This is a genomic window from Bradyrhizobium sp. ISRA442, assembly GCF_038085055.1.
Taxonomy (GTDB): Bacteria; Pseudomonadota; Alphaproteobacteria; order Rhizobiales; family Xanthobacteraceae; genus Bradyrhizobium.
On sequence record NZ_JALGCN010000003.1, the window covers coordinates 375,007 to 396,252 of the forward strand.

The window sequence follows — 21,246 nt, forward strand, 5'->3', positions numbered from 1 at the left end:
GTGAGGTCGCGGCGCGCCGAGGCTTGCCCCTTTTAGGATTCGGCGGCGCGTTTGAGATCGGTCTGCACGAGGGTGAGCTTGCTGAAGGGGACGCCCGCTTTCAGAAGGCCGTCGCGGTAATGGGCGATGTCCTCGGGCCGCTTCCAGTGGAAATTCCGCAAATGGCGGTCGACATTCAGCGTCGGGTAGTGGCCGAGCAGGACATCGGCTGCCTCAGCAGCCTCCGCGGTGCGTCCAAGCTGCGCCAGCGCAGCGGCGCGGATCGCGAGCGCCTGCATGTGATTGGGGTTGATGTAGAGCTGCTCACGCGCCCACGACAGCGTCGCGTCATATTGCCCCAGCAGATAATGGCTGAAGGCGTTCAACGCCGACCACTGATAGCGCGGGTCGTTGTTGTCGCGCTGCGCCGCCATCGAGAACAGCTCGATCGCCTGCCGGTGCTCGCCGATGACGAAATGGCAGATGCCCAGCACGCCGCGCGCGCCCATGTCGTAGGGGTTGAGCGCGACCGCGCGCTTGGCGGCGTCCATCGCGGCCTCGTAGTGCGCCTCCATGGCGTGCGCCCAGGACAGGATCGAAAACGCGAAGGAGGAGCGCGGGTCGAGCCGCACGCTGGTCTCGGCGAGGTTCATCGCCTCGGCCCACAATTCGCGGGTGCCCTTGATCCAGCCGAACTGGATGCTCTGGATCTGGATCGTGGCGAGATAGGCGTGGGCGATCGACAGCTTCGGATCGAGCGTGATGGCCTCGCGGAACAGGTCGATGGCCGCGCTCAGGTCCTCCTTGGTCTGCCGGTAATAGTGTGAAAGCCCCTTCAGGAAGCGGTCCCAGGCGGTCACGTCGTTGGTCAGGCGCGCGGGCGCGGAGGCTTCCGCCCGGACGATCTCGGTGGCGATGGCCGCGGACAAATTGGTCGTGATCTCGTCCTGCATCGCGAAGAGATCGCCGATGTCGCGGTCGTAACGGCCGGTCCAGAGCTGCTCGCCGGTCTCCGGCGCGATCAGCTCGGCGGTGACGCGGATCTTGCTGCCGGCGCGCCGCACCGAGCCCTGGATCAGGTAGGTCGCATCGATCTCGCGCGCGATCAGCCGGGTGCTCACGTTGTTGCCCTTGAAGGCGAAGGTCGAGTTGCGGCTCAGCACGCGGTAGAACGATTGCAGCGACAGTGCGTGAATCAGGTCCTCGGTCAAGCCGTCGGAGAAATACTCGTCCTGGGCGTCGCTGAGATTGGCAAAGGGCAGGACGCCGACGATCGCGGTCCGGTACTGCTGCGACAGTACCGACCCCTCTTTTGCCTCGGGCGCGAGCGCGGGCGCGCCCTCGGGCGTCCAGGTCCAGACGCCGATCGGATCCTTGATGTTCTTGAAACGGTGGTTGCCGGCATCGACCAGGGGCACGCTGAGATGCTTGCCGGCTTCCTTGTAGGCCTTGGCCGAGATCGCGAAGCCGCCGGGGCTCGCCACCGCTTCGAGGCGGACGGCGATGTTGACGTCGTCACCGAACACCTCGTCCTCATCGGCGATCACGTCGCCCATGTGGATGCCGAGGCGGAACTGCATGGCGCGGTCGGCGGGCAGGTGGTGGTTGCGCTCCGCCATCAGCCTCTGGATCGCGATCGCGGCCTCGGTGGCGCCGACGATGCTGGCGAACTCCAGCAGGAATCCGTCGCCGGTGTTCTTCACGACGCGGCCGCCGTGATTGAGGATGATGGGATGAATCGCGGCGCGATGGGCCTTGAAGACGGCATGGGTGCCGGCCTCGTCATGGCCCATCATGCGCGAATAGCCGGCGACGTCGGCGCAGACGATGGCGGCCAGGCGTCTTTCCATGATCTTGCGGCTCCAAGGGATCGAGGACCGGCCACGGCGTGGCGGTCGCCTCGAATCCGGCATTTCAAGAACCCCGCCTTTATAGAGCAGAAGAGGCCGAGCGGAAGTATGAACGTATTGCAAATTCGATACAAATCCTAAGCAATCCCGGCGGTGGACGCAGGCCGGCGAACCGATTAAGCCCGGGTTTCCCTCGTACTGTCTGGCTCGGGCCAGAGGGGATTTCAGGTATGCTCGGCATTCACGAACTCTGGCTCTTCATCCTGTCGGGTGTGTTGCTCAACATCACGCCGGGGCCGGATTCCGTCTATGTCATCGGCCGCAGCATGCAGATGGGATGGCGGGGCGGGGCTGCGGCCGCTTTTGGCATCAGTTTCGGCTGCTTATTCCACGTCACGGGCGCGGCGATCGGGCTGTCGGCGCTCCTGATGGCCTCATCCACCGCGTTCGCGATTCTGAAGCTGGTCGGCGCGGCCTATCTCGTGCTGACGGGCCTCACGATGCTGTGGTCGCGGCCGGCGCTCGCCGCGGCCGTGACAGACAAACCCGAGCGGAGCTCGCTGCGGCGGGTCTTTCTCCAGGGCGTCTTCACCAATGCGCTCAATCCCAAGGTGGCGCTGTTCTTCCTCGCCTTCCTGCCGCAATTCGTCGCAGCCGATTCGTCGCACAAGCCGCTCGCCTTCCTGACGCTCGGCCTGATCTTCATCTGCACGGGCACGCTGTGGTGCCTGTTCCTCGCGGCATTCGCGGCCGGGGCCGCACACCGACTGCGGCAGTCTGAAGGCGTGATCGCCTGGATCAACCGGGCGCTCGGTGGGCTCTTCGTCTATCTCGGCATCCGCGTCGCCATGCTGGAGACGCGCTGACTCTTTACGCGACTTCCTTGAGCAGCGCGCTGCCCGCCAGATAGAGGCCGAGCAGGATCATCGCGATCAGGAACCAGCGGCGAAATGCCTCGGCCGGCATCCGCGCCCGCAACGATTGGCCGATGAACATGCCGATAAAGGCGCAAGCCATCGCGATGGCGCCGGGCACGGCGTTGGCGGGGGTCAGCAGGCCACCCGCGGTGAGGTTGAAGGCGAGCGCCAGCGTTGCGACCGTGAAGAACACGCCGAGCGCCTGCACGAGTTCGTCCTTCTCCATGCCGATCGCCTGCATGAACGGCATCGACGGGATCACCTGCACGCCGGTCGAGGCGGAAATGACGCCGGTGATGACGCCGACCACGCCGCCGACCCATTTCTCGTTCTTCGGCGCGACGCGAAAGTGCAATTTGTTCAGCCCGATCACCGCGTAGATGATGAGCAGGACTCCGAGCACGACGGTGCCGTAGCGCGCATAGGGACCGGTGAGCGCGCCGGCATTGAGCCAGCATCCGATCACGGTGCCGACCATCAGCGGCCACAGGCGCTTGAGGATGTCGCGCAGATAAGGACCGACGAAGGTCTGCCAGAGGTTGGTGATGATGGCGGGCACGATGACGATGGCGATGGCGCGGCCGGGCGCCATGCTCACGGCGAGCAGGCCCATCGAGACGGTCGGCAAGCCGAGCCCAATCACGCCCTTGACGAATCCGGCGATCAGGAAGACGGCGGCGATGAGGATGAGGAACGGGTCGATCATGCCGTGCACATTGACCGAAGCCGCGCTCCGGCACAATCTGGAGGTTACGGAGACAGCCTTCGCTTGGGGCGAAGGCTGAGTGGAGGAGACAACGCCGTGCGTTTCGATCTTGTCGATCTCCAGCTTTTCATCGCGGTTGCCGACCAGCGCAGCATCACCCGCGGCGCCGAGCGGTCGCATCTGGCGCTGGCCTCGGCCAGCGCCAGGATCAAGGGGCTGGAGGACGCGCTCGGCGTTGCGCTGCTCAAGCGCGGGCGCCGTGGCGTCGAGCTGACGCCGGCCGGCGAGAGCCTGCTCGATCACGCCCGACTCGTCATCCACCAGATCGACGCCATGCGCGGCGATCTCGCGGGCTTTGCCAGCGGCGTGCGGGCGAGCGTGCATTTGCTCGCCAATACCTCCGGGCTGTCGGAGCATCTCCCCAAGGCGCTGGCCGGCTTCCTGCACGAGCACCGCGATGTCGCCGTCGACATCGAGGAGCGCGAGAGCACCGACATTGCGGCCGCGATCACCGCAGGTGCCGCCGATCTCGGCTTCGCCGCCGAACACGCGCTGCCCGACCACATCGAGCGTTTCGTCTTCAGCGAGGACCGCTTGACGCTGGTGACGTCGCGGCGCGGGCCGTTTGCCGGCCGCCGCCAGATCGATTTTCAGGAAGCGGCTAGTTGCGATTTCGTCGGGCTGACCAGTGCCACCGCGCTCCAGCTCCACATCTCGAAGCACGCCGCCCGGCTCGGCATGCGCCCGCATTATCGCGCGCGCCTGCGCGATTTCGATGCGATCTGCCAGATGGTTTCTGCCGATGTCGGCGTCGCTCTCGTGCCGGAATCCGCTGCCCGCCGCTGTGCCAAGCTGATGCCGCTCGCCATGGTCCGCCTGCGCGACACCTGGGCCAACCGCAGACTCGTGATCTGCGCGCGAAGTTTCCGCGCGCTGCCGCGGCCGGCCAAGATGCTGGTCGAGCATCTCAGAGCGGAGGCGATGTGAGGGCCAGTGTGGCCGTACGCTCTGCTCTGCCCCTCCCCCGCAAGGAGGGAGGGAACGCAGATGGGTTTGTGGTGAGGTCTGTCCTTCAGTCGTCCGCTACTTCGCGGTCTCCACCCCGGCGTCCTTGATCACCTTCGCCCATTTCGCGGTCTCATCCGCGATGAAGCTTCGAAAATGCTCGGGCGTGTCGCCGACAAGCGTTGCGCCTTGCGCGGCGAGTTTTTCCTTCACGGCGGGATCGGCCATCGCCTGCGTCGCGAGGCGGTGAAGCGCCGCCACGATCTCCTTCGGCGTGCCCTTCGGCGCCACCATGCCGTACCAGTTCTCGATGCGTAGGCTAGGCAAGCCCGCCTCCGCCATGGTCGGCACCTCAGGCGCGGTCGGGGCGCGTTCGGGCGAGCCGACCGCGATGGCGCGCAAGGCGCCGGCCTTGATCTGCGGCAACAGCACCGGCAAGTCGAGGAAGGTCATCTGCACCTGCTGGCCGAGGAGATCGTTCACCGCCGGGGCCGCGCCGCGATAGGGCACGTGCACGATGTCGATCTTGGCGGTCAGCTTGAACAATTCGCCGGCCAGATGCGGCAGGCTGCCCGGACCGGAGGAGGCGAAGTTGAGCTTTCCGGGCTGCGCCTTCGCCAGCGCAATCAGTTCGCCGAGGTCCTTGGCCGGCACGTTGGTGGCCACCACCAGCATTTCCGGCACGGTCGCGACCAGCGTCACCGGCGTCAAATCGGTCAGCGCGTCGTAGGCGACCTTCTCCATGCTCGGGCTGATCGCAAGCGCGCCGGCGCTGGAGATGGCGATGGTGTAGCCGTCGGGCTGGCTCTTTGCGACCGCATCGGTGCCGAGCACGCCGCCCTGTCCGCCGCGATTGTCGATCAGCACCGGCTGGCCGCTCAATTCGGACATGCGCTGGCCGATCACGCGGGCAATGATGTCATTGGGGCCGCCGGCGGGGAACGGCACCCACCAGCTTGATCGGCTTGGCCGGAAAATTCTGGGCGGACGCCAGCGTCGGCAGCAGCAGGAGAATTGCAAGGATGAGCTCGCGCCAGTTTTTCATGCAAGCTCCTCGCCCGCTTATCCGTTGAGCAGCCTCAAGGCTTCTTCATGCACGCGCGGATCGCCGGCGGCAATGATGCGGCCGCCGGCTTGCGCCGGCTTGCCTTCCCAGGTGGTGACGATCCCGCCGGCACCGGTGATGATCGGGATCAGTGCCGCAATGTCGTAAAGCTTCAGCTCGGTCTCGACCACGAGGTCGACATGGCCTGCGGCCAGCATGCAATAGGAATAGCAGTCGCCGCCGTAGCGCGACAGCCGCGCGCCCTGCTCGATGCGGCCGAAAACGGCGCGGTCGCTCTCGTTCATCAAGAGCGGGCTCGTCGTGTAGGTCGTCGCCTCGCTGAGCGATGCACAGCGGCGGACCTGGAGCCGGCGCTCGCCGGAGGGGCCTTTATAATTGGCCGAGCCGTTGTCGCCGGAAAAGCGTTCGCCGATGAACGGCTGGTGCATCATGCCGAACACCGGCGTGCCCTTGTGCAACAACGCGATCAGCGTGCCCCAGATCGGAAAGCCCCCAATGAAGGATTTGGTGCCGTCGATGGGATCGAGCACCCAGACATAGTCGGCGTCCTCGTGCTCGTTGCCGAACTCCTCGCCGACGATGCCGTGCTGGGGGAAGTTGGCCTTGATCAGCCGCCGCATCACCGCCTCCGCCGCGCGATCGGCTTCGGTGACGGGATCGAAATCCTTGGTCTTGCTCTTGTCGTCGATGGACAGCGAGGTGCGGAAGAACGGCAGGATGGTCTCGCCGGAGACGGTAGCGAGCCGCCCGATGAAGGCTGAGAAGTCGATCACCGTCACGGCGAATCCTCGAAACGAAAGTCGGGTGAAGCTCGCATCTGCCTAACTCAAATCGACCTCGGCGTGCAGCGTTGTCTTGATTTGCACCCTGGTATTTTGGATGCCACGCCGGGCTGCCCTATCCGAGCCATATGCTGGCCAAATATCGATCACAACGTTGAGAGCTTAGTTCCCCGGATGCCTTGTTTGTATGCAAATGACAACCAACCCATTGAAATCCCTTATCAAAGAAACTGAATCTGGATTTCGCTGGAAGCAAATGAGCCCTGTGTTTTTTGCATGGGAAATGGCTCAAAAGCCCTTGCACTTTGTGCGGCGCAGTCGCATATTGTTGCGGTGCGGTAGCGCTCTGCGTTACCGCTGCCCTCCTTGGGCGTTTCCTCCCTAGACTTGGGCCGCTTGTTCATCACAAGCGGCCCTTTTTTCTTGAGGCGCCTGTTTTCATTTCGACGCGCGTACGAAGGCTAAGCGAAAACCCGGACGCGCGACGCGTCCGTTGCGATGGCGTGACGGAGAATGCGAATCGCTATTCCGCGGCCGCCTGGAACGGGCCGAGATCAGCGAAGGAAATCGTCGTCGCCAGCACATCGGCGAGAACCGCGAAGTCGGCAGCGACCTGCGAAAAGCGCGGCCCGCGCTCGCGCCGCCGCTCGTCCATGTAGATCGCGCGGTTGAGCTCGAGCTGCACCGCATGCAGGCCGCTGGCCGGGTTGCCGTAGTGCTCGGTGATGAAGCCGCCGGCATAGGGCTTGTTGCGGCCGACAGAATAGCCGAGCCCGCTCATGGTTTCCTCGACCCGGTCGGGCAGGAGCGGCGTGCAGCTCGTGCCGTAACGGTCGCCGATCACCACGTCGGGCCGCCGCGGCTCGTCGCGGGAAACGCCGACCGACGGCATCGAGTGACAATCGACCAGCACCACCGTGCCGAACATCTGGTGCACCTTGTTGATCAGCCGGCGCAGCGCGCGGTGGTACGGCTTGTAGAGCGCCTCGATTCGCGCCAGCGCATCATCGACCAGGATGCGTTCGCGATAGATCTCCTGGCCGTCGCCGACTACGCGCGGGATGGTGCCGAGGCCGCCGGCAACGCGCATCGAGCGGGTGTTGGCGAAGCTCGGCAGCCTTCCTGAGAACATCCGAGGGTCGAGCTCGTAGGGCTCGCGATTGACGTCGACATAGGAGCGCGGGAAGTTGACACGCACGGTCGGAAAGCCGCGACCGCTGAGATGGCCGATCAGCTCGTCCATGAACGAGTCTTCCGAACGCCGCAGCGTCGGCAGGTCGATCCGGGAGGCCAGCAGAAATTCGTCCGGGTAGGTAGAGCCGGAATGGGGCGAGTTGAAGATGATCGGCGCCCGCCACTCGGTGGGCTCCAGGATCTCGAACGCTGGCGACACGTCGCCGTCAAACCGGGTCATCGGAGGGGCTTCGTCCCTTTGCAGCCGCAGGATCCGGCGAGGCTCGGATCGATTCGATTCGGCCGGTGAGCGGCTCTTATGTGCGTTCATTGTCTGGAATCGCAACCATTCTGCCAAGCGAAAAAGTATGAAAGCGCCCCTGGAACGTGTCTTAACCGTGCGAGGTTACCTCGCCCTACGGCTCAATTGATTCACGACCTATTCCGGTTCACAAATAGCCGGTGGCACGCGGGCCCAGGGTAAACTTTTTCACCTCAAATTTACCCTCTATCGGGCTTAGTGACCTCTGCTGATGTCCTCCTGAGGATTCGACGTTTCCTGCCATGCCAAAGATCCTGCTCGCCGAAGACGACAACGACATGCGCCGTTTCCTGGTCAAGGCGCTGGAAAACGCCGGTTTTCAGGTCTCTTCGCACGACAATGGCATGGCCGCCTATCAGCGGTTGCGCGAAGAGCCGTTCGAGATGCTGCTCACCGACATAGTGATGCCGGAGATGGACGGCATCGAACTCGCCCGCCGTGCCTCGGAACTCGACCCCGACATCAAGATCATGTTCATCACCGGCTTCGCCGCGGTGGCCCTGAACTCGGATTCGGACGCCCCCAAGAACGCCAAGGTGCTGTCCAAGCCCGTGCACCTGCGCGAATTGGTCAGCGAAGTAAACAAGATGCTGGCGGCCTGAATCGGCGCCGTTCCGTCCTTGCGCAGGCTCCCCTGAGCCGTTATAGGGACCCCACCCGATCTAGACGACCTCTAGGGCACGTAGCTCAGCGGGAGAGCACTACCTTGACATGGTAGGGGTCACAGGTTCGATCCCTGTCGTGCCCACCATCCTTCGCTCGCACAGCGAGAGAAGGATGCCGCGCCGAAGCCCAACCGGCGCAGGGGGCTTTTCGCCGCGAGCTACGGCTCGGCAAGCCACGATCTTACGTAGCGGCCGCCAATCCCATCAATGCGAAGCGTGTCTGGCGTAGCTCGAGCGTAGCGAAAGCGAGACGGACCTATCACGCCTCGATCAGGTCGAGGCATAGAGATCGGCAAAGCGTTCCCGCAAGAGGTTCTTTTGAACCTTACCCATGGTGTTGCGCGGAAGCGTCTCGACAAAGACGACGCGCTTGGGTTGCTTGAATTTTGCCAATCGTCCCGACAGCGCGGCGAGAATGGCGCGTTCATCCACCGTTGCGCCGGATGACCGCACGACCGCAGCCGTAACGCCCTCGCCGAAGTCGGCATGCGGCACGCCGACGACGGCGCTTTCGAAGACTCCCGGGATTGCGTCGATTTCCGTCTCGATCTCCTTCGGATAGACGTTGAAGCCGCCGGTGATGATGAGATCCTTGCCGCGGCCGACGATGTGCAGATAGCCGTTGGCATCGAGCTTGCCGAGATCGCCGGTGATGAAGAAGCTGTCGGCGCGGAATTCGGCGGCGGTCTTGTCAGGCATGTTCCAGTAGCCTGCGAATACGTTCGGTCCCTTCACTTCGATCATGCCGACTTCGTCCGCGGGCAGCCCGGCACCGCTCTCGGGATCGGTGATGCGAACCTCGACGGCGGGCAGGGGACGGCCCACCGAGCCCGGGATGCGCGGACCGTCATAGGGATTGGAGGCGATCATGCCGGTCTCGGTCATGCCGTAGCGCTCGAGGATCTCGTGTCCCGTCCGCTCCTTCCAGGCGCGGTGGGTCTCGGCCAGGAGCGGCGCCGAGCCGGCGACGAACAGCCTCATGTTGGCGGTGGTGCGCTCGCTCAAATTCGTGCTCTGGAGCAGGCGAACGTAGAAGGTCGGCACGCCCATCAGCACGCTCGCCCGCGCCATTGCGACCAGGATCCGTTCGGCGTCGAACTTCTGCATGAAGAGAATGCGCGAACGCGCGGCGAAGGTCACGTTGCCGGCCACGAACAGCCCGTGGATGTGATAGATCGGCAGGGCATGGATCAGGACATCCCGCTGCGAGTAGCGCCATTGCTCGACGAGCGTCAGGGCGTTCGAGACCAGATTGCCGTGCGTCAGCATGGCGCCTTTCGAACGGCCGGTCGTGCCTGACGTGTAGAGAATGGCCGCGAGGTCATCCTTCGCTCGGGGCACGGTGTCGAATTCTGCGGGAAAGCCCGCCGCGGCGTCGACGAGCGAGCCCTTGCCTTGCTCGTCGAGCGTCTCGACGCGTCCGCCGGCTTTTGCGGTGATGGCGCGCAGGTCAGCTTCCTCCCTCGGATCGCACACGATCAATGTCGGCCGGGCATCGCGGATGAAATACTCGGTTTCAGCCGGCGTATAAGCGGTGTTGAGCGGCAGATAGACCGCACCGGAGCGGAGTGTTGCCAAATACAGCGCGATCGCCTCGACGGACTTCTCGACCTTTGCAGCGACGCGGTGGTTCGGGCCGATGCCGCTCCTGGCAAGGAAGTTTGCAAACCTGCCGCTCAGCGCCGCGAGTTCGGCGTAGCTCAATGTCGCGCCGTTCTCCTTCTCGATGCAGATCGACTGGTCGGAATCCGCAGAAGCAAGCAGGCGGCCGTACAGGTTCCAGGTCATGACGAGATCTTCCGTTGGGAGTTGGTTTGGGGGCTGGGAACAAGTTCGCGCGACGACAGCCTTGCGCGGAGCGCCTTCTTCACCTTGTCGGACGTCACCACGGTGCCGTGCTCCGCAAAAGCTTCGTGGTTCGCCTCGATGTGATCGAGTGCGTAGAGATAGTTGACCATCAGGCCGTAGGATTGCTTGATGCCCTTGGCGGAAGCGTCGCCGAGGAAATTCAGCCGTTCCAGGCGCGCGCCGTTGCCGAGATGGAAGCGGGCGACCGGATCGACCGGCTTGCCTGACGGCAGCTTCGCCTTCAGGAAGTAATAGGCGGCAAGAGCGGTGATGGCCTCTTTCGCCTGCGCGATGTCGCCGCCGCCATCGAGCGCGGTCATCGCGCGCCGCGTGTCCTCATCGACCGCACCGGAGGCCTCGGCCTTGAGTTCGCGCCGCACCCAGCCGGCAAAGCCGGGGACCGGCGACAGGGTGACGAAGGTCTTCAGGTTCGGGAGCTCGCGGGCGAGGTCCTGCACCACCTGCTTGATCAGGAAACTGCCGAACGAGACGCCGGCAAGGCCCTTTTGCGTGTTCGAGATCGAGTAGAACACGGCGGTCGTGGCTTCACGTGCGGCGATCGCCTGGCGGGATCTGTCGAGCAGCGGACCGATCGCGCCGGGAATCTCCTTCGCGAGTGCGACCTCGACGAAGATCAAGGGCTCGTCGACGAGCTGGGGATGAAAGAACGCGTAGCAGCGGCGGTCCGACGGCTCGAGCCGATTGCGCAGATCGTCCCAGTCTTGGATGGCGTGGACGGCTTCATACCTGATGATCTTCTCGAGGACGTTGGCCGACGTGGTCCAATCGATCGGTCGCAGCACGAGGAAGCCCCTGTTGAACCAGGACGAGAACAGATGGACGAAATCGTCGTCGACCGACTGGAGCTCGGGATGCTCACGTAGGAGCGAGAGCAGCACCTCCCGCATGCGCACCAGGGAGGCTGTCCCGCCGGGTGCCAGATTGAGACGTCGGATCAGCTCCTGCCGGCGCGGCTCCGCCGCGGCATGGAGCGCCTCGAGCTTGCTGCCGTCGCCGCCCTCCTTGCGCTGGTAGGCAGCAATCGCAAGCTCGATCGCGCGACGGTCGGGTCCGAACCGGTCGGCGAGCGAGGAGAGGAATTTCAGCCGCTGGGGCTCGCCCGCCCGCTCGAAGGCTGCGAGCAGCGATTGCGCGATCGCAACGCCGGAGGCTTCGCCGCGCCGGGACAGCAGCGCCTCGCCCAGAAGCTCGAGATCGCGACCCTCGCCTGCATCGTGTTCCGGCTTGATGCCCAGAACCGCGCGGCCACGTTGCGTCAACGTATCGATGAGCCCTTGCAGGAATTCGGGCGCCGTGATCCGTCCGGACCTCGTGTCGTTCAGCATGGTTCATGCCTCCTCGGTTAACGCGACGGGGCGCCCATCACCAGATTGGGCAGAAAAGTGGAGATCGAGGGCACCAGGCAAAGCAGGACGACCGCGAACGCCATCAGCAGCACGAAGGGCAGCGTTCCCCAGATCACGTCCCGCAACGGGATGTCGGGCGCGATGTTTCTGATGACGAAGATGTTGAGGCCGACCGGTGGATGGATCAGGCCCATCTCCATCACGATCGTCATCACCACGCCGAACCAGATCAGGTCGAAGCCTGCGTCCTTGAGCGGCGGCAGGATGATCGGCGCGGTCATCAGGATGATCGAGACCGGCGGCAGGAAGAAGCCGAGCACGACCACCAGCACCAGGATCGCTCCCAGCAGCACCCATCGCGAGAGCTCCATCGCCACGATCGCCTGCGCCGCCGCCTGGCTGATGTGGAGATAGCTCATCACGTAGGAGTAGAGCAGCGACATGCCGATGATCAGCATCAGCATGGTCGATTCCTTCAGCGTCGATTCCAGGATCGGGCTGAGATCCTTGGGGCGCCACACACCATAGATCGAGGCGATCAGAACGAGCGCCAGGATGCCGCCAAGGCCTGCGGTTTCCGACGGCGTGGCATAGCCGCCATAGAGCGCAATCATCACGCCGCTGAGCAGCACGACGAAGGGCAGGACGCGCGGCAGCGCGCCAAACCGCATCGCCATGGTGAAGCGCTCGTTCATAAGGATCGGATGCTGCACAGGGTCCGCGGCATAGGCCCGTTGCGCTGCTGCGTATTCAGCCTTGAACCTCAGCACCGCGTAGGTCGCAAACAGGACCACCAGGAGAAGACCCGGTCCGATGCCCGCGAGGAACAGACGCCCGAGCGACTGCTCCGCCGCAACCGCATACAGGATCATGGTGATCGAGGGCGGCAGCAGGATGCCCAGCGTGCCGCCGGCCGCGATGACGCCCGCAGCAAAGCCGCCGGAATATCCCCGCTTGCGCATTTCGGGAATGCCAGCCGAACCGATCGCCGAGCAGGTCGCCGGAGACGATCCGGCCATCGCCGCGAACAGCGCGCAGGCAAATACATTGGCGATGCCGAGTCCACCAGGGATGCGGCCCATCCAGACGTGCAGCGCGCTGTAGAGGTCCTGTCCCGCCTTCGACTTGCCGATCGCAGCGCCCTTGAGGATGAAGAGCGGGATGGCCAGCAGCGTGATCGAGGCCATCTCCTCATAGACGTTCTGCGTCACTGTATCGAGCGACGCGGCAGGCATGAAGAAATACATGAAGATCACCGCGACGGCGCCGAGCGCCAGCGCAATCGGCATCCCCGAGGCCATCACGGCAAGCGTGGCTCCGCCATACATCAGTCCGACGGCAAACGTGCTCATTTGCTCCTCCATCCGTCGATGCCTGAGGCGAGCTGAAGCGCGATCTGCAGCGTCAGCAGCGTCATGCCGAGCGCCATCATGCTGTAGGGAATCCACAGTGGCGGTGCCCAGGTCGAGCCGGACACCTGTCCGTCGACCCATGCCTCGTGGAACAGCGTCCATGATTTCCAGGCGAAGAAGCAGCAGAACAACAAGCTTGCCGCGTCGACCGCGAGGATGCGGATCGCGTTGCCGCGCTTCGTGAGATAGCCCGTGAGGGCTTCGATGCCGATGTGGCCGCGGCCGGCCTGCACGAACGCGGTGGACAGGAACGTAGCGCCGACCAGCAGGAAAACTGCGGCCTCGTCCTGCCAATAGGTTGCGGCGTTGAAGAAGTAGCGCGCTGCCACGCTGTAGCTCAGGATCGCGCTCGCGATGATGAGCGCGATCGAGCAGAGGACGACGATCGTCCTGTTGAGCAGGGTCATGGCGCGGTTGATCCGCCCGACCGGAGAGCCGGGCCGCGCTGCCGCCGTCACGACGACGGAATGGCCGAGATCGACGCCGTGCGCGCTCATGAGCCGGCCTCCATGGCAAGCTTGATCAAGCGGGCGCAGTTCTCGTTCTTGCTGGCGTAATCCTTCCAGGCCGTGTCGCGCGCGAGGTCTCGCCACGCCTGGACCGCCTTGGCGTCGAGATCGTGGACGGTCGCGCCGGCGGCTCCGTAGACCTTCGCCACGCGAACATCGTCCTCTACCGCCGCAGCGCGACCGAACTCTTCGAGCTCGGCGCCGACCGAAACGATGACGTCGCGTTCCTCGTTCGAAAGCCGGTCGAACACCGCCTTCGACATGACCAGCGGCTCGAGCATGAACCAATAGCTCTTGGCCCGCCCGGTCGTCAGATGCTTGGCGAGCTCCTCCAGGCGGAACGAGGTCAGGCTGGTGGACGAGGTGAGGGCGGCATCGCAGGCGCCGGTCTGCATCGCCGCATAGAGTTCGTTGGAAGGGAGCGACAGGACCGAGGCACCGGCGGCCTGAAGCACGAGATCCATCTCGCGCGAGCCGCCGCGGATCTTCATGCCCTTGGCATCGCCGACTTCGACCAGTGGACGCACGCGGCTGGCGGCACCGCCGGCCTGCCAGATCCAGGTGACGATGATGACGCCTTTGGCTGCAAGGTACTTGCTGAACTCCCGGCCGATCGCCTTGTTCTTCCAGCCGAGACCTTCGTCGTAGCCGGTCACGAGGCCCGGCATCAGACCGATGTTGAGTTCGGGAAGATCGCCGCCGGCGTAGGAGATCGGAATGAGGCTCATGTCGAGCGCGCCTTTGCGCATCGCCGAGAACTGGGCGTTGGTCTTCATCAGCGATGAGCCGGGATAGATCTCGGCGATCATCGCTCCCTTGCTGCGCTCCTGGATCAGGGCGGCAAAGCGTCGGCAGAGCCGGTCGCGGAAATCGCCCTCGGTCGCGGTGCCACCCGGAAACTGGTGCGAGATCTTCAGTGCCGTGGCAGCACGCGCCGCCCCGAACCGGAGCAGCGCCGGTGCGGCTATTCCGAGGGCCAGGGCTTGGCGTCTTGAGAACCTCATTCCATACCTCCCGTTCTAGATTGCATTTTTTAATAACAATATTGCATACAATCTGTAGGTCAACTGCATGCTGTATGTTTTGTCAAGGCCATGGTATGAAATTGGGCCGACGAGTGTATACAATGAGCCAGGCCTTCAGACTGAAACAGTCGATCGAAGACGCTGTAATTGCTGGGGAATTTCTGCCGGGCGATCGCCTTGACGAGGCGTCGCTGGCCGAGCGATTCGGGGTGTCCCGGACCCCCATCCGGGAGGCGCTGCTTCAGCTCGGCGCCGAAGGCTTCATCGATGTCCGCCCACGCCGCGGCGCGATTGTCAGTGTCCCGTCACCGACCCGGCTGTTCGAGATGTTCGAGACCATGGCCGAGATCGAAAGCGCCTGCGGCAGGCTGGCGGCGCGTCGCCTTACGCCGGAGAACGATGCGGCGATGGAAGCTGCGCATCGCGCGTGCGAAGTGGCTGCGCGGGAAGGCGACAGCGAGCAGTACTATGCCGACAATCGCAATTTTCACGAAGCGATCTACCGCGCGAGCCGCAACGGCTTTCTCGCCGATCAGGCCTTCGCGCTGCATAAGCGCTTGAGCGCCTATCGCCGCATCCAACTGCGAGCGCGCAATCGTCTGCTGCAATCGCTCCAGGAGCACGCCGGAATCCTCGAAGCGATCCGCGCCGGCGATGAGCAACTCGCGGCAACGCGGCTTCATGACCACGTGCTGGTGCAGGGCGAGCGGTTCTCGGACATGGTGCTCGGACTCGCAGGGGATCGACGATCAAGCACGGCCGGGAGCAGGAGCGGGACGGCGAAATAGAAGCGGACCTATCGCAATTGGGCGCGACCGCTGGAACGGCCCGGCCCCGGCCGGCATTGATGTTCCATGTCCAAGACGCCTGAAAAGACATTTAAGGTCGGCGACCACGTGAGCTGGAATTCCGAGGCCGGCCGTGTGCGCGGCCATATCCTGCGTGTGCACAAGAAGGATGTGGACTACAAGGGTTACGTCCACCACGCGAGCCCGGATGATCCGCAATACGAGATCAGGAGCGACAAGACCGACCACGTCGCCCTGCATAAGGGCCGAGCGCTGCGGCTGCTGCGGAGCTGAACGACCGCGGCCGAGCTGACAGGCAGGGTATCCCATGGCTCATCCGTTCTATACGCTTGGCCACGCCACCCGCCCGATCGACGATTTCGTCGCGTTGTTGCAGAGCGCCTCCGTCACGCGCGTTGTCGACGTTCGCACGGTGCCGCGTTCGCGCACCAATCCGCAGTACAACTCCGAGATCTTGCCGCAATCGCTCGCTGCGCATGCGATCGGCTATGAGCATATCGCCGCCCTCGGTGGCCTGCGCGGCCGCAAGCGCGAGGTGCCGCGCGCGACCAACGCCTTCTGGCAGAACGACAGCTTTCACAATTACGCCGACTATGCCATCAGCGACGCCTTTCGGATGGGCCTCGCGCATCTGCGCGAACTGGGGCACGCGCAGCGTTGCGCCATCGTTTGTGCGGAGACGGTGTGGTGGCGATGCCACCGGCGGATCATCACCGATTATCTCATCGCCGCCGGCGAGACCGTGTTTCACATCCTGGGACCCGGCAAAATTGAGCAGGCCGAGATCAATCCGGCCGCGCGCATCGAGCCTGACGGCCATCTGACCTACCCTGCGGAATCCTCGGTTAGCTAATCGTCTCGGGTCGGGATATGCTTGCCGCAGCGAAAACGAGGAGGCGTGGATGAGCGTTTCCGTGATCGAACAGGCGAAGATCCAGGCAGAGGTGCTGATCCCGCTGGTCAAGGCCTTGCAGGCCGAGCTTGGCGAAGCGCGGGCCAACGCGCTGGTGCGCAAGGCGCTCGGCGATCTCTATCGCCGCTATGGCGAGGAGTTTTGGAAAGCCAAGAACGAGACCAATGTCGGCAAGGCCGTCGCGTCGGCCTTCAAGACCTACGCCCATGATGATGCGCTCGCCTACGACGTGATCGAGCAGAGTGAGGACTCATTCGCCTTCGATGTGAAGCGGTGCGCTTACGCCGAGTTCTACAAGGCGCTTGGCGAGCCGGAGCTCGGCTTTCTCCTGATCTGCACCGCCGACTTTGCGACGGCGGCGGGATTCGGTTCCGACATCAAGCTGACGCGCACGCAGACGATCATGCAGGGCGCGACCCATTGTAACTTCCGCTACCGGCGCGACCCGGCCGGGCCGAAATAGAGGATGCTCCGGCCATGAAGGTGACCTGTCTTGCAACCGCGATGCTGGCGCTGATCGCCTCGAGCGCCCACGCGCGCATCATCGATTGGCAGGCCGAGCTCGATCGTTGCCGCGCATTGCGCGAGAATGTCGCGCCGCTGCTCCAGGCCGGCGAGGGCATCTCCGCCGTCGCACGCTCCGGCGCCACGGCGCGCCGCTGCGCCTGGATCGAGCGCAGGGCGGCCCGCAAGAAGATCTCCGGTGTGGAGGCGCGATAGAGGCGGCCGTCGCGCTTTTGCGGTGGCGACCCCGCATCGGGTGTGGGTGCGACCACGTTAGGCGCTGATGCCTTGGGCCTTCGCAAGAGCGGGCGGTGCGATGCCCAATGTCTGTGATGGGTGCTCGCCGAACATCATGAAATAATAGTGTGCGAAACGCCCGAGCTCGTAAAAGCCCTGCTGCATCGCGACCGCCGCCACGGTGGTTGAGCCGGGCGCGCTTTCGCGCAGAATGGAATAGATGGTGCAGAGGCGCTTGTGCCGCAGAAAGGTGACGGGCCCGAGGCCGAACACCTCCTGAAAGGCGCGATGCAAGGTGCGTCGCGAGACCCCCAGCTCCGCGCAGATCGCCGAAACGTGCACCGGGCGTGGGCCGGCCTCGTCCAGATAGTCTTCGACCCTGCGGATGAGCCGCCTTGCCGACGGCAGCCAACCGCTGTCATCGGGCGGAAGAGACGACATGACGTTGGCGGCCATGCATTCGGCGATCGACCGCTTCCAGAAATTCGCGTTCGACGGCATCAGCGCATATCTGTGGGTGCGCAGGTGAGACATGATCTGCACCAGACGGCGCGAAGCGAGCGCGCCGGTCGCGGTGTCCGCCCGGAAATGGCCCCGGCTGCGCCACATCTCAGGATCGCCCAGCCGCGTCTCGCCGCCGAACAGCGACGTCACCTCGTTGAGGTCGAGCCGCATGGCCGCGTAGGCCGATGCACCGTGAAAGACGCCGTCATGCTCGAGCAGGGGTGGAATCACGAGCACATCGTTGAGCTGCATGTCGAACGACCAATGCGCCACGCGCTGCTCCGCCCCCAGCAGCATGCCGATGATCAGCTTGTCGTCGCTGGAGATACGCTGCGTGCGCATGCCGACGTTGAAGGCGCCGATGCTGAGGGAAAAATCGCCGATCCCGATATGGGACAATGTCCCGCGCAGCCGACCGCGTCCGAGCTGCATGACGTCGACGTGCGAACCGTGAACGGCCTGGTGAAGGCCCTCGAAGCCATCAAGCTTCTGCGAATCAACCAGAAGGAATCGCCCCATGGTTGGACGGTCATACCGAAGCGCGACAATTGTGCGGCAAACTGCAGAATACTACCGCAACGGGAGGCGGGTGCGACAACGTGGCTTCGCATTTTGAGGTAAGTCATCGCCGAATTTGACGCGATATCCCCCCGTAACCACTGTCGGTTGAAGGGGTTTGCGCGTGCGTCGTCAAGGCTCGCCGGCCGTCGCGAGGTGCTGGCACAATCTGCACATCACAGCTAACCAATCTTCGGATACCGTTTGCAACCTAGGCGATATTTGCGTGGGACTTCGACGCCAGGAAGGGGGACCAGCCAATGTGTCCAGCGTACAGGGCGGACCGTCACCGTCGACGCTCCCTGAATTCCGCTCCGTAGCATCAGGTGGAATGCGCGTATCGGGGTTTCCACCATGCTGCGGGCGGGTCTGGATCGTTGCGAATGGTTGCCGGATGACGTGAAGACCGGCGAGATGGTCTTCATTCCCGGCGGCACCTTCCGGATGGGCTCCGACCATCATTATCCGGAAGAATCTCCGAGCCATCGCGTATCCGTCGACGGTTTCTGGATCGACCGCACGCCGGTGACCAACCGGCAGTTCAAGAAATTCGTCAATGCGACCGGCCACGTCACCGAGGCGCAGATCGTCCCTGATCCCAAGGACTATCCCGGCGCGCTCAAGGAGATGCTCTACGCCGGCTCGCTGGTGTTCTCGCCGCTGCCGCGCATCACCGATCTCTGCGATTGGAGCCAGTGGTGGAGCTTCATGCGCGGTGCCGATTGGCGCCATCCCTATGGCCCCGGCAGCAACATCAAGGGGCTCGACGATCACCCCGTCGTCCACGTGTCCCAGAGCGACGCGATCGCCTATGCGCGCTGGGCCGGCAAGGATCTGCCGACCGAAGCGGAGTGGGAGTTCGCCGCGCGCGGCGGCCTCGACGGCGAAGAGTTCGCCTGGGGCGATGCGCTGATGCCGGGTGGCAAGCACATGGCCAACATCTGGCAGGGAAACTTCCCTGTCCAGAATCTCTGCGAGGATGGGTTCGAGCGTACCTCGCCGGTCATGGCCTTTCCGCCGAACGGCTACGGCCTCTACGACATGATCGGCAACGTCTGGGAGTGGACCTCCGACTGGTGGTCGGCGCGGCACGAGGCGGACGCCAGATGCATCCCGCACAACCCGCGTGGCGGGCGCGAGGAGGCGAGCTTCGACCCAAGCGAGCCCAACATCAGAATTCCGCGCAAGGTTCTCAAGGGCGGCTCGCATCTCTGCGCACCGAACTATTGCCGGCGCTATCGTCCCGCCGCGCGACATGCCGAGCCGATCGACACCTCAACCAGCCATATCGGATTCAGGTGTGTGGTGCGGCTGCCGGGCCGGACAACTGATATGTCCAGAGCTGGCGCAGCGTGATCAGCATGGTCCGACGCGTGTCGCGCCGCCACGAACCATCCAGATAAAATCGTCAGGACTCCGCATCGCCGCGGATCGGCTGGAGGAAAAAACGCCTATCCTCCCAGCTCTATATGTGGCTCGCAACGGGCTTGCTTCAAGACCCCGGTCATCCCGTAGAACCCCCGGCCTCAGCCACAACCTTGGGGGGTCACGAGATGAGCGTATTGATGTCGACGGAGCGGACGCAGGCGGCCGGGCGGATCGCGGGAACGGCGATCATTGGCCATGCGGTGGTGATCGTCGGGGCAGGGCCGACAGGACTGATGCTCGCAGGCGAGCTGCGGCTTGCGGGCGTCGACGTCGCCATCGTCGAGCGGCGCGTCAGCCAGGACCTCGTCGGCATGCGTGCCGGCGGATTGCATGCGCGCAGCATCGAGATTCTCGATCAGCGCGGGCTCGCGGACCGCTTCCTTGGCGAGGGGCAGGTGGCCCAGGTCGCGGGCTTCGCCTGGAATCATCTCGATATCAGCGATCTCCCCACCCGGCACCCGTATGTACTCGCGCTGCGGCAGAGCCGCATCGAGCGCATTTTGGCCGACTGGGCCAGCGAACTCGGCGTACCGATCTATCGCGGGCGCGAGGTGAGGGCCATCTCGCAGGACGAGGCTGGCGTCGATATCGACGCGGCCGGTGGCCCGCCGCTCCGGGCGGACTATCTCGTCGGGTGCGACGGCGGACGAAGCCTGGTCCGCAAGGCTGCGGGCATCGACTTCCCCGGCTGGGATCCGACCATAAGTTGCCTGATCGCCGAGGCTGAGATCACCGAGGAGCCGGAATGGGGCCTTCGCCGCGACGACAAGGGCATCCACTCCTTCGCGCGCCTTGAGGATGGGCCGGTGCGGATCATGGTGACCGAACCGCTCGACGGAGCGACCGGACGGAGCGAGCCGTCCTTGCGCGATCTCAGCGACGCCCTCATCGCCGTCCACGGCACCGACTACGGGATCCACACGCCGACCTCGATCTCGCGATTCACCGATATGACCCGGCAGGCGGCCACCTATCGGGACAGGCGGGTGCTGCTGGCCGGCGACGCCGCGCATGTGCATTCGCCGGTCGGTGGGCAGGGCCTCAACACCGGCATGCAGGATGCGGTGAATCTCGGATGGAAGCTGGCGCAGGTCGTGAAGGGGACGTCGTCGGAAAGCCTGCTGGATAGCTACCACGCCGAGCGCCATCCGGTCGCCGCGTGCGTCCTGCGCAACACCATGGCACAAACCGCGCTGCTTCGCCACGACGATCGCATCGACGCCTTGCGCGACACCGTGTCCGGACTCTTGCGCATGGACGAGCCGCGCCGACGCTTCGGTGCGATGATGTCGGGCCTCGACATCCGCTATGACCTCGGCGAGGGACATCCGCTGCTTGGGCGCCGCATGCCCGATCTTGATCTCGTGACCCGCTTTGGTCCGCTCAGAATGTTCAGCCTGCTGCATGGCGGGCGCGCCGTGCTGCTCAATCTCGGCGCGCCCGGCAGCTTCGAGATCGCGCCTTGGGCGGATCGGGTGCAGTTGATGGATGCCGACTATGCCGGCTCGTGGGAGCTTCCCGCGCTGGGCGCGGTCGCTGCGCCGCGTGCCGTGCTGGTGCGGCCTGATGGCTATGTCGCGTGGGTAGGAGACACAGGCCGGAGCGGACTCACCGAGGCGCTCACCACCTGGTTCGGCCCGCCTGTTGCGGAAATATGAAGGTGTGCT

Annotated in this window: 20 protein-coding genes, 1 tRNA gene and 1 pseudogene; 11 read left to right on the forward strand and 11 right to left on the reverse strand. The window is 64.4% G+C overall.

Going from position 1 to position 21,246, the window contains the following annotated elements; translation table 11 throughout:
* Positions 1-32 precede the first annotated feature (32 nt).
* The gene (locus tag MTR72_RS08050) at positions 33-1,829 is read right to left on the reverse strand and encodes an adenylate/guanylate cyclase domain-containing protein (protein ID WP_280968303.1); all 1,797 of its coding nucleotides are present in this window, start codon (positions 1,827-1,829) and stop codon (positions 33-35) included.
* A gap of 230 nt (positions 1,830-2,059) precedes the next feature.
* On the opposite strand from MTR72_RS08050, the gene MTR72_RS08055 reads away from it, so the two are divergent.
* On the forward strand, positions 2,060-2,695 hold the full coding sequence (locus MTR72_RS08055; RefSeq protein ID WP_280968304.1) for a LysE family translocator: 636 nt from the start codon (positions 2,060-2,062) through the stop codon (positions 2,693-2,695).
* A gap of 4 nt (positions 2,696-2,699) precedes the next feature.
* Here the strand turns inward: MTR72_RS08055 and MTR72_RS08060 are convergent, their stop codons facing one another.
* On the reverse strand, positions 2,700-3,452 hold the full coding sequence (locus MTR72_RS08060; RefSeq protein WP_280968305.1) for a sulfite exporter TauE/SafE family protein: 753 nt from the start codon (positions 3,450-3,452) through the stop codon (positions 2,700-2,702).
* Between the two features lie 96 nt (positions 3,453-3,548).
* Here MTR72_RS08060 and MTR72_RS08065 point away from each other — a divergent pair, with 96 nt between their 5' ends.
* On the forward strand, positions 3,549-4,439 hold the full coding sequence (locus MTR72_RS08065) for a LysR substrate-binding domain-containing protein (RefSeq protein ID WP_280968306.1): 891 nt from the start codon (positions 3,549-3,551) through the stop codon (positions 4,437-4,439).
* A gap of 96 nt (positions 4,440-4,535) precedes the next feature.
* Here MTR72_RS08065 and MTR72_RS08070 read toward each other — a convergent pair.
* The 3 genes and pseudogenes from MTR72_RS08070 to MTR72_RS08080 form a co-directional block, all read right to left on the reverse strand.
* Positions 4,536-5,502: pseudogene (locus MTR72_RS08070) on the reverse strand (Bug family tripartite tricarboxylate transporter substrate binding protein).
* Positions 5,503-5,519: 17 nt separating this feature from the next.
* Complete coding sequence (gene hisN / locus MTR72_RS08075) at positions 5,520-6,302, reverse strand: histidinol-phosphatase (protein ID WP_341510284.1); 783 nt, start codon at positions 6,300-6,302, stop codon at positions 5,520-5,522.
* A gap of 526 nt (positions 6,303-6,828) precedes the next feature.
* Positions 6,829-7,719: an N-formylglutamate amidohydrolase gene (locus MTR72_RS08080; protein ID WP_280968308.1), complete on the reverse strand. Its 891-nt coding sequence runs from the start codon at positions 7,717-7,719 to the stop codon at positions 6,829-6,831.
* 323 nt (positions 7,720-8,042) lie between these two features.
* On the opposite strand from MTR72_RS08080, the gene cpdR reads away from it, so the two are divergent.
* Positions 8,043-8,402, forward strand: coding sequence for a cell cycle two-component system response regulator CpdR (cpdR, locus tag MTR72_RS08085; protein ID WP_007597092.1), 360 nt, complete (start codon positions 8,043-8,045; stop codon positions 8,400-8,402).
* Positions 8,403-8,476: 74 nt separating this feature from the next.
* Positions 8,477-8,551, forward strand: a tRNA-Val gene (locus MTR72_RS08090).
* Positions 8,552-8,735: 184 nt separating this feature from the next.
* On the opposite strand, the gene MTR72_RS08095 is transcribed toward MTR72_RS08090, so the two are convergent.
* From MTR72_RS08095 to dctP, 5 genes are read right to left on the reverse strand one after another with little or no spacing between them, the layout of a single operon-like run.
* Positions 8,736-10,253, reverse strand: coding sequence for a malonate--CoA ligase (locus MTR72_RS08095; protein WP_280968309.1), 1,518 nt, complete (start codon positions 10,251-10,253; stop codon positions 8,736-8,738).
* Positions 10,250-11,659, reverse strand: a complete 1,410-nt coding sequence (locus MTR72_RS08100) for a malonyl-CoA decarboxylase (RefSeq protein WP_341510285.1) — start codon at positions 11,657-11,659, stop codon at positions 10,250-10,252. Before MTR72_RS08100 ends, MTR72_RS08095 begins: the two co-directional genes overlap by 4 nt.
* A gap of 17 nt (positions 11,660-11,676) precedes the next feature.
* Positions 11,677-13,032 carry a TRAP transporter large permease gene (locus tag MTR72_RS08105; protein ID WP_280968311.1) on the reverse strand — a complete coding sequence of 452 codons (1,356 nt, stop codon included), beginning with the start codon at positions 13,030-13,032 and terminating at the stop codon, positions 11,677-11,679.
* Positions 13,029-13,589, reverse strand: a complete 561-nt coding sequence (locus MTR72_RS08110) for a TRAP transporter small permease (protein WP_280968312.1) — start codon at positions 13,587-13,589, stop codon at positions 13,029-13,031. The genes MTR72_RS08105 and MTR72_RS08110 overlap by 4 nt, the downstream gene beginning before the upstream one ends.
* The gene (gene dctP / locus MTR72_RS08115) at positions 13,586-14,605 is read right to left on the reverse strand and encodes a TRAP transporter substrate-binding protein DctP (protein WP_280968313.1); all 1,020 of its coding nucleotides are present in this window, start codon (positions 14,603-14,605) and stop codon (positions 13,586-13,588) included. The genes MTR72_RS08110 and dctP overlap by 4 nt, the downstream gene beginning before the upstream one ends.
* A gap of 122 nt (positions 14,606-14,727) precedes the next feature.
* On the opposite strand from dctP, the gene MTR72_RS08120 reads away from it, so the two are divergent.
* The 5 genes from MTR72_RS08120 (at position 14,728) to MTR72_RS08140 (ending at position 17,068) form a co-directional block, all read left to right on the forward strand.
* Positions 14,728-15,414: a GntR family transcriptional regulator gene (locus MTR72_RS08120; RefSeq protein ID WP_280968314.1), complete on the forward strand. Its 687-nt coding sequence runs from the start codon at positions 14,728-14,730 to the stop codon at positions 15,412-15,414.
* Between the two features lie 66 nt (positions 15,415-15,480).
* Positions 15,481-15,708, forward strand: a complete 228-nt coding sequence (locus tag MTR72_RS08125) for a hypervirulence associated TUDOR domain-containing protein (protein ID WP_280968315.1) — start codon at positions 15,481-15,483, stop codon at positions 15,706-15,708.
* 34 nt (positions 15,709-15,742) lie between these two features.
* Complete coding sequence (locus MTR72_RS08130) at positions 15,743-16,288, forward strand: DUF488 domain-containing protein (protein WP_280968316.1); 546 nt, start codon at positions 15,743-15,745, stop codon at positions 16,286-16,288.
* A 49-nt stretch (positions 16,289-16,337) separates the two neighbouring features.
* On the forward strand, positions 16,338-16,811 hold the full coding sequence (locus MTR72_RS08135; protein WP_341510286.1) for an L-2-amino-thiazoline-4-carboxylic acid hydrolase: 474 nt from the start codon (positions 16,338-16,340) through the stop codon (positions 16,809-16,811).
* 14 nt (positions 16,812-16,825) lie between these two features.
* Complete coding sequence (locus tag MTR72_RS08140; protein ID WP_280968317.1) at positions 16,826-17,068, forward strand: hypothetical protein; 243 nt, start codon at positions 16,826-16,828, stop codon at positions 17,066-17,068.
* Positions 17,069-17,125: 57 nt separating this feature from the next.
* Here the strand turns inward: MTR72_RS08140 and MTR72_RS08145 are convergent, their stop codons facing one another.
* Entirely contained in the window at positions 17,126-18,112 is a 987-nt protein-coding gene (locus MTR72_RS08145; RefSeq protein WP_280968318.1) for a helix-turn-helix domain-containing protein, read from the reverse strand.
* Positions 18,113-18,505: 393 nt separating this feature from the next.
* On the opposite strand from MTR72_RS08145, the gene MTR72_RS08150 reads away from it, so the two are divergent.
* Both MTR72_RS08150 and MTR72_RS08155 read left to right on the forward strand, forming a co-directional pair.
* Positions 18,506-19,507 carry a formylglycine-generating enzyme family protein gene (locus MTR72_RS08150; RefSeq protein ID WP_280968319.1) on the forward strand — a complete coding sequence of 334 codons (1,002 nt, stop codon included), beginning with the start codon at positions 18,506-18,508 and terminating at the stop codon, positions 19,505-19,507.
* 197 nt (positions 19,508-19,704) lie between these two features.
* Positions 19,705-21,237, forward strand: coding sequence for an FAD-dependent monooxygenase (locus MTR72_RS08155; RefSeq protein WP_280968320.1), 1,533 nt, complete (start codon positions 19,705-19,707; stop codon positions 21,235-21,237).
* Positions 21,238-21,246 lie beyond the last annotated feature (9 nt).

Bases quoted from the DNA above. Each gene is read 5' to 3' on its own strand.
- MTR72_RS08130 (WP_280968316.1), top strand. From the start codon at position 15,743: ATGGCTCATCCGTTCTATACGCTTGGCCACGCCACCCGCCCGATCGAC.
- MTR72_RS08095 (WP_280968309.1), bottom strand. From the start codon at position 10,253: ATGACCTGGAACCTGTACGGCCGCCTGCTTGCTTCTGCGGATTCCGAC.
- MTR72_RS08055 (WP_280968304.1), top strand. From the start codon at position 2,060: ATGCTCGGCATTCACGAACTCTGGCTCTTCATCCTGTCGGGTGTGTTG.
- MTR72_RS08155 (WP_280968320.1), top strand. From the start codon at position 19,705: ATGAGCGTATTGATGTCGACGGAGCGGACGCAGGCGGCCGGGCGGATC.
- MTR72_RS08100 (WP_341510285.1), bottom strand. From the start codon at position 11,659: ATGCTGAACGACACGAGGTCCGGACGGATCACGGCGCCCGAATTCCTG.
- MTR72_RS08050 (WP_280968303.1), bottom strand. From the start codon at position 1,829: ATGGAAAGACGCCTGGCCGCCATCGTCTGCGCCGACGTCGCCGGCTAT.
- MTR72_RS08150 (WP_280968319.1), top strand. From the start codon at position 18,506: ATGCTGCGGGCGGGTCTGGATCGTTGCGAATGGTTGCCGGATGACGTG.
- MTR72_RS08125 (WP_280968315.1), top strand. From the start codon at position 15,481: ATGTCCAAGACGCCTGAAAAGACATTTAAGGTCGGCGACCACGTGAGC.
- cpdR (WP_007597092.1), top strand. From the start codon at position 8,043: ATGCCAAAGATCCTGCTCGCCGAAGACGACAACGACATGCGCCGTTTC.
- MTR72_RS08145 (WP_280968318.1), bottom strand. From the start codon at position 18,112: ATGGGGCGATTCCTTCTGGTTGATTCGCAGAAGCTTGATGGCTTCGAG.
- MTR72_RS08135 (WP_341510286.1), top strand. From the start codon at position 16,338: ATGAGCGTTTCCGTGATCGAACAGGCGAAGATCCAGGCAGAGGTGCTG.
- MTR72_RS08080 (WP_280968308.1), bottom strand. From the start codon at position 7,719: ATGACCCGGTTTGACGGCGACGTGTCGCCAGCGTTCGAGATCCTGGAG.
- dctP (WP_280968313.1), bottom strand. From the start codon at position 14,605: ATGAGGTTCTCAAGACGCCAAGCCCTGGCCCTCGGAATAGCCGCACCG.
- MTR72_RS08120 (WP_280968314.1), top strand. From the start codon at position 14,728: ATGAGCCAGGCCTTCAGACTGAAACAGTCGATCGAAGACGCTGTAATT.
- MTR72_RS08105 (WP_280968311.1), bottom strand. From the start codon at position 13,032: ATGAGCACGTTTGCCGTCGGACTGATGTATGGCGGAGCCACGCTTGCC.
- MTR72_RS08110 (WP_280968312.1), bottom strand. From the start codon at position 13,589: ATGAGCGCGCACGGCGTCGATCTCGGCCATTCCGTCGTCGTGACGGCG.
- MTR72_RS08140 (WP_280968317.1), top strand. From the start codon at position 16,826: ATGAAGGTGACCTGTCTTGCAACCGCGATGCTGGCGCTGATCGCCTCG.
- MTR72_RS08060 (WP_280968305.1), bottom strand. From the start codon at position 3,452: ATGATCGACCCGTTCCTCATCCTCATCGCCGCCGTCTTCCTGATCGCC.